Below are 13129 nucleotides of genomic sequence, written 5' to 3'. Positions count from 1 at the left end.
ATTTTCAAAGTATTGTCCTCCTAATCTCTCGTTCACTTTTCAAACTATAATCTATTATATGTTCTTTCTATGTAAGATGAAAGAACCACTAAACATCATATTTATGAGATTAGTGGTTCTTCTTTATTCTATCAAATTTCTTATACATATATAAGCTACAAATTTATTACAAATTTTACCCACTTTATATTTTTTATATAAAAATAAAGCTACCATATTAATGATAGCTTTATCTTTGACGTACATTTATATAATCTATGCTTCTATATTTTCTAAATCAGCAATTATCATGTTTACTACTTCTAATTTTGCTTTTGCAAAATCATTGCTTGGTAACCATTCAATTCCCATCTCTAGACATCTTTTAGTTTCTTTATATTCATTTAATAAATTTTTTACGTTATTACTCATCTTAATATCTCCTCTTTTTTAAATTGTTCTTGTAAAAAAAACTTTGCATATTTCAGAATCATCCATTCTAATTATTTCGTACTTTTTATTTTTATTTAGTATAAAAAACTTTGCATAAATATAATAATCATAATAAAAAAAAATTTTTTTTAGTATAAAAAACTTTGCATAAATTTTATTTTATATCTCTATTTTAAACAATTCTTGATAATGGATATCAAAAAACTGACAATCAATATTGTGTATTTTAAGCTTATAACAGATTAACCTCATTCCGCTAGTCCAATCCGAACTTAGAATTTATTTAATAGTTTATGTCTATCTTTCTTAATATAAACAGTATTAGTTCTCTTTTGTTTTTATAATATTTTTGGTCTCATTAAACATTACATTATAGCTTCTATCAAGCTTATTTTTAACAAAATTAGTACTGTCATCAATATTAGCAAATGCTAGATAATATAATCAATTTTGGGAGGTATCACTATGAGTAATGTAACATCAGTATTATCACAAGCAAAAGCCTTGTCAGAACAAGAAGAACAAGAATTATTAACTCAATTAGAAGAATATCTTGTTTTAGGTTCTCAAGTTGTACAAGTGACTAAAGAGGGCAAAGAGATGAGATTTTCTAAAGGTAGAGTTTGTTGTCATTGTAATAGTACTGATGTAGTTAGAAATGGAAAAAGAAATGGCATTCAAAGATATTTATGCAGAAATTGCAGAAAATTATTCTCCGATTTAACTAACTCTGCTACTTACAGAAGCAAGAAAAACTTAGATAAATGGCTTAGATATGCAAAATGTATGTTAAATGGTTTTTCTATAAGAAAATCTGCCCAAGAAGTAAAAATTAACATTGCAACATCTTTTTATTGGAGACATAAGATACTTAACTGCATCAGTGAATTTCTTGGTGTAGGTTCTGTTGATGGTATAGTTGAAGCCGATGAAGTTTTCTTTGCTTATTCTTATAAAGGTACGAAACCAGCTAATATGCCAAGACCTTCTCGTAAAAGAGGTAAACAAGTTAAAAGCAGGTGTGTGTAGGGACTGCTCTTGATAGGCAAGGAAATATAATAATTGAATTATTATGTACTGGTAGAGTTACTACTAATGAATTAGAACTCTTATATGAAAATCGTATAGGGGCGCAATCTATTCTATGCACAGACTCGCACAAGTCCTACATTCAGTTTGCTATAGATATGGAATTAGACCACAAGAGAATTAAAAGAGGCAGACATAAGGAAGATATATACCATATAAATCACATAAATAGCTTACATTCTAATTTAAAGAGATGGATGAGCCGATTTAACGGTGTATGAAAAGTATTTTTTTATGAAATTAACATGTATCATCAAAATTTAACATAACTCCTGCCAAAATTACCTTTAATCAGATTCTGTTTTAAAACATCCTATTGAAGTTAATAAATATACACTGAATATGAGAGTACAAAGTATTTCCTCTAATTCATATGTAATTATATGGAACACCACTCCTATTATAAGGTATAATGAAATTATCAATTATGATGATGATATAAAATCAATATAATATATGTTTTATAAATATAGGGGGTGATTATGAATATGATTATAAACAATGGGTTACTTAAAAATTTAGAAAAATTACATACAACAGAATTGGGTGTTGTACGAATTAAAAAAAATATTTCTTTATGTACAGATGATGTGGTTGAATGGTGTAAAAATAAAATAAAATCACCTGAAGCTATTATTGTAAGAAAGGGTAAGAATTGGTATATTAATATAGATGGCGTTATTATAACAGTAAACGGATATAGCTACACAATTATTACAGCACATAGGGAGCGTAAATGAAGTATTATATAGATAAATTGGAAGAGTTTTCAGTTATAGGACAAGAAATTGAACTTTCAAATTTTCAGAAAATAAACATTCAAATTAGCACCAGGTTTTGGACACAATTTAATGTCAATTTGAAGAAAGCCTATTTATCACAATACGGAAATTGGGTTAAATATGCTTTTACAGAAAGACGAGCGAGAAAGCTATTCTATTATTGTGCTATACCTACGAAAACAGTTACGCCAAAACATTTTATGTTAAAAGAAGTTAAAGCACATAGATATTTAGTTGTTGAACATACAGGCTCTATGGATAATATTTATGCTACTTATAGAAAATTTTATCAAGAAATATTACCTAATAACAATTACAGACCCATTCAAAGTGATTTTTTACATTTTGAAAAATATGATTATCGCTTTAATTGGAATAGAGATAATTCTATTATCAATATTTATATTCCAATAGAGGGTTAAATGACTTCTAAACTGTTCTGTTATAACATTATAGTTTAGAATAAAAGTGGACAAGTTAATTATCCACTTTTATATACTCTGTTATCAACCTTCATTTAAAACATAGCCTTTAGTTTTTATCACAAATTTTTTTTAAATATTTTTTTGTTAATGGAATTTTATCTATTTTTTTCTGTAAAATTGCTTTACAACCTACTATCTTACCAATTTTAGATATCGTTATTTTCCTTATTACTTTTTCCTTTCTTGATTTTTCATATATCCCCTCTATCTCATTTAATATATTTAAATCTTTTTCTTTCCAATATTCAGTAAATTCTTTATTATTTCCTCTCTTTATTTTTTGAGGTAAATTTTTCATAAGCCATTCTTTATTATTTCTATATAAAAATGCATACTCTTTCTTCAATTTCTGCCTTAACTCTTTTCTATTTTTTTGTGGATATTTCTTTTTATACTCTATCAATGTATTTTTGTATGTTTTCTCCATAATATTCTTATGTTCACTATTTTCAAAATTTCTTTTAACTCTAACTTTTTGCTTTGAACTTAAATATATTGCTCCGCCTATTTTATGTGCATATTTAATCACAGTATCTCTGTTACATTTCATCTTTACTGCTAATTCCTTTATTGAATACTCTCCAGTTTTCAAATACATCATTAGCCTTTCCTTTCATACCTCCCCATACTCTATAATTCTTTCTCTCCCTTCTGATTTTCTATCAGTTCCTTTTGAATATCTCATTCCACAACTACACTTAATTTGTGCTATAACTTTTTTACTTTTGTAATCTTTTTTATAAGAAACCTCTACCCCATTATTTGTCATGAAATTATTACAAAATTGATTTAAGCATCCTAATTTTTCACTTTCCCCTTGCTTACAACTTATAAATGTTTCTACATCTCCAGCTAAAAATATCATATATACTATCCATCTTAATGGTTCTACCTTCTCACTTGATTCTAATAGAATTTTATTCAACCAATTTTCATAATTATCTAATTGAACATCACATTTAAAATTATTTAAAAATTCCTCTTCATAATATATTTCAAATTCCTTAAATAGCCTTTCTCTATCAACTTTCTGATATTCAGTCTTTAATCCCTTCCTTTTTAACCAATAATCTTGCATTTTATATAACTCTTTCTTGTTTAATTCTTTTGTATCATTTAAAATAAGTTCTATTCCTTGTGCAATCCTATGTAATCGACTTTCATAAATACCTTTCACATATTTTTCAACTAAGTCTTTTTCTATAATTATATATTCATTTGGTTTAATCTCTTTTGGGTAAACTTCGAGCATACATTTATGTTTCGTGCAAACCAACATACCTTCAATCTGGTGCAATTTATGTATATACGCTTCTCCAATTTTATCAAACTCTTCTCGTGCGCACTTTGGACAATAATATATATCTTTTTTTCGACAAACCCCACCTGCTATTTTTCCTGCTCTATATTCACACTCTATCGTACTTTTAGTTAAACAATCTCTTCTTAAATCATTCGCAACCTTTTCTTCCATAAAAACACATTGATAATTTATCAATGTGTGATTCCCTATTAATTCATCTTTCTCTAATCCAAGATATTTTCCAATTCTCATATAGAAGCTTTCTAAATATCCTTGAAAATAAACTGTTGCAACAAAATTTTTTTGTCCAAATAATTCATTTTTAGTATCTCCTATAGAGTTATTCCCTGAATATCTATGATATCTTCCAATAAAACTATATATTATCTCGTCCTCATAAATTCTAGGTAATATTGAAATCATTAAACTTTAAAATCCTCCTTTATATATTTTTCTGCAAACCCCTTTTCAACTCGGCTTTTCTTAATTTTACGCTCATTTTTTACATCAGATTTTATTTCTTTTGATAATAATTCCGTACAAATTTTTTTAAGCATGACTTTTTTCTCTATTTTTCCTTTACTATTTATATATATATCTTCAAATATAGGTATTATATCTTTTTCATTTAACCCCATTGCTGATAGCATAACTATAACTTCTGATTTTAAGTCATTTTTTCTTTGTATCTTCTCCTTCGTTATTGCTCTCGCTCTTTTTAATTCATTTTCATCGACTACTTGTAATGCTTCATTAACTATTTCCTTCCAATCTCCCGCATATAAATCATCATATTTCGCTAGCGCTTTAACATCACCTCTTTCTATTGCTTCAATTGCTTCAATAGTTATACTAAATTTTTCTTTAGCAATTTTCACTATATCTTGTATCCTTATCTTTTCTTGTTCTGATGTAATTGCATATATTTGAACACTCATAAAAATTTTAATGATTCTATCTACTATTCCTCCTGTTTTTTGATACATTACTTTTTTTATTTCATCTGTTAATTCTGTTGTTTTCTTAGTCCACTGATACTTCCAAAGTGTTTCTAAAAAAATATCATATTCTTCACCTTTGAGACTATCCCACTTAATAATTCCACTTCCATTTATTCTTCTTCTATGCCTAAAATCCCCTGTTATAGCTCCTTTATACGCCTTATATGTACCTATGTAAACTATAGGTACCTTACATTCATTTGTTAATGATAATAGAAAATCCATAAATTCATTTCTTTTTACACACTTACTCAAGTTTTGAATCTCATCTAAAATAATTATCCCGACTCCATGCTTATAAACTAAGTGCTTAACAGATGCAACCATATAATCTACCCCTCTATTCTGTTTTCCATGCATCTCTAGGTATTTTGTTCCTAGTACCTCATCAAATTCTTGAAATATCTTTTGACAAAGACCTTTAATTGCCCCATTATATGTGCATTCTATTTTTAAATATGGTACTTGTAAAAAATAAAAACTGCTATCATTCTCACCCCTATGCTCTATCACTCGTGGATAGTATTTTAAAATTTTTGTAATAGCTGTTGTTTTTCCTCCTCCACTTATTCCTATAATAGAAAATCCACTTGGAGCACTCGCTCTATTATCTATCAATTTTAAAAGGGATTTTCCTTTTTTCTTATCTGCTAAGTTTAATAAATCCCTTGTATACTCTGAACTTTCTATATGTTTATCTACATACCCATGCCTTAATGCTATTGATATCATTTGCTCTGTCTTAATATGATGTGCTATTGGTATTATGATATTTTCTAGCCTACAAACTGCATTAATTCTATATCTTTCAGATTCGTCTTTTTCTTTTTCATCATAAATAGGCATCTCACAGATATCTCTAAAAACTTGCTCTATATTTCTCTCAGGTGGTAACGCTTCAATTAACTTATTCCCTGTGAATGTAGGCTCTTCTTGCTTAGTGTATCTCGCCATAACATACATACTATTCATCATATACTCACTATTTTTTTCTTTAATTTCCATTCTTCAACCTCTCCCTCAGAAAATCTATAGTTTTTTTATTATATATGTCTTCAACAATTTTCTCTGATTTGTTTTCCTCATGTTTTTCAATCTCTTGTTTTTTGTACAATTTATTTATTAAATTCACCTCCTCATTCATTAACAATTTTTCATTCTTTCTATTATCTTTTATTCCTCGTATAGTCTTTTTACTAACCTTGGTCTTTTTAGCTGCTGCTATTATATTTTCTATTTCCTTATCAAAATTTATATCAATATTGTTATTGTGCTTTTCATATTCTAGCTTTTTAATACCAGTATTATAGTTATAATCCTCTACTTCATATACTGTAACACCTTCAAATTTTGTATTTCGTGTCATTGTTTCAATCAACCTAGCTTCTTCATATCTTCCTCTATCCACTTCTATCCAAATAACCGTAATATTTCTCTCATCATATCTTATGTTAACATAAAAATTTTTTTGAGATTGGGCAATAAAACACCAATTTTTTTCAATTGCATATTCACAATTATAGAATAACCCTTTAAATTTAATTCCCTTTCGTTCAACACATGCCCTATCTTTCCTTAATAAATTTAAAACTAAAGTTTTCTTTGGCACATTTCTCAAATTTCCACTTAGGTTCTTAATTCCCCAATTCCATATTTCTTGTGGAATTGGCTTCACTCCATCCTCCAACATTTTTTTTGTTAACGGATAATCAATACATTGATTATTTCTTTTTCTAACTGCCAGTATCATTATCTTGGTAAATTCTTCTATATTTAAAATTGCTTCTTTTCTATAATCCTTACTTCCTCTCTCTAAAAAATCTTTCTTCACAGCACCTGGCATATAATGCTTTATTTCTAAATTTATAACATTAAAGAATTGTTCTACTATCCCTTTCGCACACCCCATATAACTAGGTGTATTTTCAATAGTAATTTTTAATCCTTCAATAATATTGTTACTAATTGGACACACCATTTCACCTCTATCAGCCAACAAAATTGAGGGTAACCCTTTTACATTCCATTCACCATCATTTAGCTCAATTCCATATTTTTCACAATACTTTTGTTTATCTTCCATGCAGTTATACAATGTTGTTGCGGCACCATTCCATGATGGACCTTCGAGTCCTACATGAAGCCCAACAATCATTCGACTAAATGTATCGACTATCATATAAACTACTGGTCTTCCTATTATAGATGCTCTATCTACTGAACTTACTAAGTATACATCACCAATAGTAGCATCAATTTGATATCTTGCTCCAGGTCCTTTTGTTTCAAAAATACTATCGCTTTTTATTTTTTTGTAATTTAAGTCTACTTTTCTATTTCCAATCTTCGCTCTTTTTTCTTTCTCAATATCACGTTCCTTATAATACCAATATTTAAACTGTGCATATGATGGAATTTCATCATCAGCTTTCACTTTATATTCTGTACCATCAAAAATTGTAAATTCATTTCCTAACATTTTTTTATACACTTTCTTTAATGAAATAGTATTTGTGCTCAAATAATATTTTGCTATATATTTGTTAAATATTTTCTGAATCTCTGGTGTTATATTTATTCCAACTGCATATCCTGTAAGTTCAGTTATTACATTTTTTCTTCCTCTTTTTTTGATTCCCACACTTTTTACTTTATTCCTTCCTCCACATGAATTAAACCTCGGTATCAATGAATATTTCACTTGTCCCCCTTGTAGATATCTCATAATGTATCTGCGAACACTTTTTTCAGAACTCTTACATTCTTCTACACACTCTAAAATTGCTTTTCTTCTTTTTTTTCTATCTCTACAAAAAGTTTCCATACTTAATTTTGAAAAAATATTTTTTATAACTTCTAATCCTTTTCTCATAACTCTTTTTTCAGGTTTTGTTAACTCTTCTTCTTCAACAATCATCCCTTCATCATCAATCATATATTTTGCTCCATTAGCAAATGCCATTTCCATATCATTATTTGTGAGACATCTTATATCTTGTTTAATAGTATTTAATTTAATAGCATAATATATCATATTATCTCCACTCACATAAAGAATCCTAAATACTTCCCCTTCACTTAATTCAATAACATCATTAATGCTCATTAATATCATGATAATTTTCTCCTTTAAAAATTTTAATTCCATCATAATTTAATTTTATATTCATATTTACTTTAATTATTTTCTTTAGTATCAAAAAATTTAGAATACGTATCCCTTCTCCACATTGTAAATTTTGCTCTTTTTCTAAACTTCCAGTTGCTTCTAGTACATTATTCTTTTTCAAAACCTTTAATAATAACTCAGTAATTACTCGTTTCTTTTTTTCGATTTCATAATCACTCTCTTCATACCAAAAATAATCCATATATATTTGATATATATTCTTTGCTTTAGTCATTGGCATATTCTTTTCTGTTACTATTCCCCATTCAATATTTCTTTTTTCCCAAAATTCTTTTTCTATCTGCAGTTTTTCTAGTGTTCTTTTGCTCTTTATATCACTAGAACTTTTTATAGCTCGTGCTATATTTTTAGACTTGCCATTTTGATTTAATGTTATTATAAAGTCTGTTGTCATAACCACTTTTTCTTTACTATTTTTAGGTGGATGTGTTACTCCAAACTCTTCCGCAATAAGCTTTGTACATTCTATAGATAATAATGGGTACTGCTCTCTAATATCTATTACTTCATCCTCCCATTGTCTTAATACGAAGTAATACAATTCCAAATCAGACATAAATTGATATACCCTTCTTATTTTCCATCCTAAAATTCTATGAGTCCTTCCTTTTGACCCAAATTCATGAACCTGTATCCATGGAGAGTATTCTTCGAAATATCCAGTTCCTCTTTTTTCTTTTCGTTTTGCTTTATCTGTTTTTCTTCTCATTCTAAATCTCCCTATAATTCACACTACAATTATAAACCTTTTTATTACATTTTATACACTTTTTAGATGTTTTAAAAGCTATTTATACTAAAATAAATAGCATTAAGTAAATATATTTTTACTTAATGCTATTGCTCGCAATCTTAACTATCTCTTTATTCCTTAGAAAATTTTCTAATTCTAATCAAATTTATTAGAAAGACTTATTATTTCTAAAATAACAAGTCTTTCTCTATTTTTTATTTACAATATGTTTATTTGCTCCTTCAACCTTTGTTTTATATAATTACTACAAGTTATTTCCTCAATATTAATACTTTTTATTTCCTTCTTAATATCAAGTAATTCCTCACTTTTTACATATCTCTCCAACAAAATAGCTGTTTCTCTCATAAACCCCATACACATTAAATCCAAAGTTTTTTTTCTTGCTGCTCCAAACTCCAAATATAATGGATAATTAGGCATTTTAGCTATTAATACTTCTTTATTTTGTAATTTCAAAATTTCTTTCAAAATTTCTTGGTATGCATAAATATATTTACTCATTTCATAACGTATATCTGTATTAATCACCTTCAATGCCGTACTTATTTCATTATTTATTTTTTCATTGTCCATTAAAGCAATATTTTTATTTTCAAAAAGAATTTGTCTAAAACTATTTTCTCTTATCCATTTTAATGCTTTGCTAACAATATATCCTCTATACGCTACGCTTTTATATTTATTCTCTAAAAATATTTCACTTATAATTCCCAACACTTCCATCAATTTCTTGTTTGCATTCTTTGCAAATGGATTTACTAATATACATTCCTCAATATTTTCACAATCATTCATTTTCTCCCATAATAAATTTAATTTTTTTAAATCTATTCCTATAAGTTTTCTTACTATTTTTTCTGGCACTTTATTTTCCTTAATTTTTATTTCTATCAATTTATCTATTTTTTCAATTTTTTCGTCTTCTTTTTTTAAGAAACCTTCAATAACTAATGTACTTTCTATATTTTCATAAATTTTCTTCTTATTTTTATCTAAAAACTCATTATCTGCTTTTTCTATATAATTTTCTAATTGTTTTTTTTCATTATTAATTATTTCTTCCTTTGCAAAAACCACTCCCCCAATATCTGCCCTTCTATATTCAGGAAATTCTTCTGTTAACTTAAGATTTATTAATATAATATTTCCACATACATCATACTTCATCCGCCCTGCTCTTCCAATTAAATTCCAAAATTCTAAATTTGTTAATTCATCATTTTTCTTTTTGGTCTCATATACATATATATTATTTGCTTGAACATTAACGCCTGCTAGCAAAGTTGTCGTACATGCTATTACTTTTAACTTTCCTTTTGTTGCTAATTCCTCAATGCCATTTTTGATAATACTTGGTATTCCACTAAAATGGTATGCTACACCTCTTTTTATTAAATCAACCAATTCATATTGTTCACATATATAACTTTTTAAAAATTCTACAAATATTTCAATTTCACTATCTATTACTTCCTCCATCTCCTTAGCTATCTCTATAGCTATCTTTCTAGCTTCACTCGGTATTTTAGAATAAATAATGGAATTTTCATTATTATTAAAATTTCTAAAAATATAGGCAATCTTTTTCTCTTTCCTACTTAAATCTTCTTCTCTATACGGAAACTCCCCAATATGACTATTTTCATATCTTATTTCCATTTTTGATTTTCCTCTAATTCTTTCTAAAGATATTAAATTTTGATTAACAGTTCTAAACTCCTCTTTTTTACTATAACTTTTTTCCAAGTTAAACTTTTCTATAAATGTTTCAGGATTACCAATTAATGGTGCTAAGAATATAATATTGCATTTCTCCCATCTTCGTTTCGCATTATTAATAACATACTCAAGTAATACACCTCTCGCACCACCGCCTATTTCCTGTGCTTCATCCACCACTATAACATTTATATCTAAATTTATTCCTTCTTCAAAAAAAATTTGATTTAGTCGTTCTTGTGTAAGCACCAATATGCATCTATCTTTTAAATCTCCTTCTTCAATATGTGACGTACAACTTAGTGTTGTCTCTTTACTTAATCCTATATTTTTCAATTCTCTTTGAAAATCTGTCATTACTTGACTTATTAAAGCTCTCGTCGGTACTACATAAATAATTTTCATTACCTTTTCTTTGGATATCATATCAATAATATTTTTCTGCATTAGATATGATTTTCCTGCAGATGTTGAAGCTGAAATACTTACATTTTTATAATTGTTAATCGCATCATTTAACTCTGCTTGAAACTTATTTAATAAAACTTTTTCATTTCCAAGATTTCGTAAATATTTTCTTCTGTGTCCAAGTTCTTCCATTCCTGAAAAACCACTTCCACTCAATTCTACTTTGTCTTTCTCTTTTCTTCTAAGAACATCTTCAAATGTAAAAATTGTTAATCTATTTAATATATCACTACATCGCTTTATTATTTTTTTATCTTTAACTACAGTTGTTATTATTGTTGCATATTCTAATGCTAACTCCACATAATCATTATTTTTATATCCTATTAATAGCTCGCTAAGAGCAAGTCCATACTTTATTTCTTCTAAATTAATTTTTTCAATTACTTCATTCTCCAAAAATTCTTTTTTTATATAAAGTATCGTATATTTTTTATTGATTTCTTTTAAATATTTATACTCATCTTTTAACATTATCTCTCTCCAGTCCAAATTTATTAAATTCATTTACTGGTAATATAAATAAATTCAATTTTTTTTCACTAATTGTCGATACCATATACTTATAACTTTCATTTTGAATGTCGTCCATATATTGTCGTTGTATAACTCCTTTTTTATTTGTTATGTTTTTTGCCTTCTTGTACATTTTACTGTTATACATTATTAATGCAATAATTTCTATCTCTACCCCAGAATATCTTTTTTCTACCGCTTTTCTTAATTCATATTGCTCTATATATCCTAGACAAGCTACTGCCTCACCATCAAGTTGTATGTCATTTAAATTTATCAAAGTACTATCTTCTCTACTCATACTTGTAATTAAATTTTCAATCCCTTCTTTCAAATTTTCACTATAACTGATGAACGGAATCAAAAATTTTATTTTCCCTTCGCCATTATGTCTACTTATGAATATATCTCTTTCATAAAACTCTCCATTTCTCTCACACAATATTTTTCCTATTTTAGGTGCAAACTTTTTTCCTTCTGCTAACATCCATAGCACTATATACATACTATTAAAATCTTTACCTATATATTCCTCTACTATTGCTATTTTTTCATTAATATCTCTAAAATATCTACCTGTCCTTTCTACACTTTCATCATCTAATAATAATGCATATTTTTCTAGTACTTCAGTTATTTCATTTAAGATATGCTTTTCATTGATATTATTTTCAAAATTAAAACAGTTTGGTTCTATTTTTTCTATTGCTTCTCTATGTTCGATATCTCTATATAACTCTTGACATCTATTTTTATTTTCTCTAACTCTCTCATTTAACCTTTTTCCTATCGTCGCCCTTGGAAAGCCCGTTAATAATTCCTCTTCTTTTTTTTCTATTAAATAATTTATTATTTTATCAAATGAAATAGCTTCTAATCTTGTTTGAATTCCATCACCATAAATTTCTTTTAAAACAATTCCCCTAATGCCATCACTACTCCAAACAGGAGCTCCTGATATTCCCTTCCAACTTCTATCATCATTGCAGCCTCTAATCATAAGTGTTTCATCAATTATTTTATCTCCATATTCTGTCGGATACTCTTCTAGCTTTAATTTCATCCCCTCCGATTCCTCGCTATATAGATTTGTATAACCATATGTATAACTTTCCTTCTTAGTCCTCCCTAAATCTATATTAAATTCTATACTCCTCCTATCAAAAACCTCTTCATCAAATATAACAATTGCAAAGTCCAACTCTTCAATTTTCTTCACATTTGTGAAGCAATATTTCTTTTTTATCAACTCTACATAACCCTTCTCAATATCTTTAACACAATGTCCAGCTGTACACATTTGTTTATCATTTATAAAAAATCCTGTTCCTAAAAATTCTTTGTTATTACTATATATTTTACATATATAATTTTTATTCATTTCCAT

8 protein-coding genes and 2 pseudogenes are annotated in these 13129 nt (G+C 27.3%); 3 read left to right on the top strand and 7 right to left on the bottom strand.

Annotation, left to right across the window (positions count from 1 at the left end; genetic code table 11):
* Positions 1-255: 255 nt before the first annotated feature.
* On the bottom strand, positions 256-411 hold the full coding sequence (locus tag ACRC28_RS15235; protein WP_438544291.1) for a hypothetical protein: 156 nt from the start codon (positions 409-411) through the stop codon (positions 256-258).
* Positions 412-897: 486 nt separating this feature from the next.
* On the opposite strand from ACRC28_RS15235, the pseudogene ACRC28_RS15230 reads away from it, so the two are divergent.
* From ACRC28_RS15230 to ACRC28_RS15220, 3 genes and pseudogenes are all read left to right on the top strand, one after another.
* Positions 898-1739, top strand: a pseudogene (locus tag ACRC28_RS15230) (IS1595 family transposase); the annotation flags it as partial.
* A 264-nt stretch (positions 1740-2003) separates the two neighbouring features.
* Positions 2004-2261: a DUF3781 domain-containing protein gene (locus ACRC28_RS15225; RefSeq protein WP_438544290.1), complete on the top strand. Its 258-nt coding sequence runs from the start codon at positions 2004-2006 to the stop codon at positions 2259-2261.
* Complete coding sequence (locus tag ACRC28_RS15220; RefSeq protein ID WP_438544289.1) at positions 2258-2725, top strand: GyrI-like domain-containing protein; 468 nt, start codon at positions 2258-2260, stop codon at positions 2723-2725. Before ACRC28_RS15225 ends, ACRC28_RS15220 begins: the two co-directional genes overlap by 4 nt.
* Positions 2726-2834: 109 nt before the next feature.
* Here ACRC28_RS15220 and ACRC28_RS15215 read toward each other — a convergent pair.
* The 6 genes and pseudogenes from ACRC28_RS15215 to ACRC28_RS15190 form a co-directional block, all read right to left on the bottom strand.
* Positions 2835-4514: pseudogene (locus ACRC28_RS15215) on the bottom strand (TnsD family Tn7-like transposition protein).
* On the bottom strand, positions 4514-6097 hold the full coding sequence (locus ACRC28_RS15210) for an ATP-binding protein (RefSeq protein ID WP_438544288.1): 1584 nt from the start codon (positions 6095-6097) through the stop codon (positions 4514-4516). Before ACRC28_RS15210 ends, ACRC28_RS15215 begins: the two are co-directional and overlap by 1 nt.
* Complete coding sequence (locus ACRC28_RS15205) at positions 6087-8207, bottom strand: Mu transposase C-terminal domain-containing protein (protein ID WP_438544287.1); 2121 nt, start codon at positions 8205-8207, stop codon at positions 6087-6089. The genes ACRC28_RS15210 and ACRC28_RS15205 overlap by 11 nt, the downstream gene beginning before the upstream one ends.
* Positions 8188-8991 carry a TnsA endonuclease N-terminal domain-containing protein gene (locus tag ACRC28_RS15200; protein WP_438544286.1) on the bottom strand — a complete coding sequence of 268 codons (804 nt, stop codon included), beginning with the start codon at positions 8989-8991 and terminating at the stop codon, positions 8188-8190. The genes ACRC28_RS15205 and ACRC28_RS15200 overlap by 20 nt, the downstream gene beginning before the upstream one ends.
* A gap of 243 nt (positions 8992-9234) precedes the next feature.
* Positions 9235-11733: a DEAD/DEAH box helicase gene (locus ACRC28_RS15195; protein WP_438544285.1), complete on the bottom strand. Its 2499-nt coding sequence runs from the start codon at positions 11731-11733 to the stop codon at positions 9235-9237.
* Positions 11687-13129, bottom strand: coding sequence for a hypothetical protein (locus tag ACRC28_RS15190; protein ID WP_438544284.1), 1443 nt, complete (start codon positions 13127-13129; stop codon positions 11687-11689). Before ACRC28_RS15190 ends, ACRC28_RS15195 begins: the two co-directional genes overlap by 47 nt.

This window comes from Clostridium sp. (genome assembly GCF_051650885.1).
In the GTDB taxonomy this organism is placed as follows: Bacteria; Bacillota; Clostridia; order Clostridiales; family Clostridiaceae; genus Clostridium.
The sequence above is the reverse complement of the archived record's forward strand: the minus strand, read 5'-3'. Positions and strand labels throughout refer to the sequence as shown.

Excerpts from the sequence above, each read along its gene's own strand:
- ACRC28_RS15235 (WP_438544291.1), bottom strand. The coding sequence starts at position 411 with ATGAGTAATAACGTAAAAAATTTATTAAATGAATATAAAGAAACTAAA.
- ACRC28_RS15225 (WP_438544290.1), top strand. The coding sequence starts at position 2,004 with ATGAATATGATTATAAACAATGGGTTACTTAAAAATTTAGAAAAATTA.
- ACRC28_RS15220 (WP_438544289.1), top strand. The coding sequence starts at position 2,258 with ATGAAGTATTATATAGATAAATTGGAAGAGTTTTCAGTTATAGGACAA.
- ACRC28_RS15210 (WP_438544288.1), bottom strand. The coding sequence starts at position 6,097 with ATGGAAATTAAAGAAAAAAATAGTGAGTATATGATGAATAGTATGTAT.
- ACRC28_RS15205 (WP_438544287.1), bottom strand. The coding sequence starts at position 8,207 with ATGATATTAATGAGCATTAATGATGTTATTGAATTAAGTGAAGGGGAA.
- ACRC28_RS15200 (WP_438544286.1), bottom strand. The coding sequence starts at position 8,991 with ATGAGAAGAAAAACAGATAAAGCAAAACGAAAAGAAAAAAGAGGAACT.
- ACRC28_RS15195 (WP_438544285.1), bottom strand. The coding sequence starts at position 11,733 with ATGAATTTAATAAATTTGGACTGGAGAGAGATAATGTTAAAAGATGAG.
- ACRC28_RS15190 (WP_438544284.1), bottom strand. The coding sequence starts at position 13,129 with ATGGAAATGAATAAAAATTATATATGTAAAATATATAGTAATAACAAA.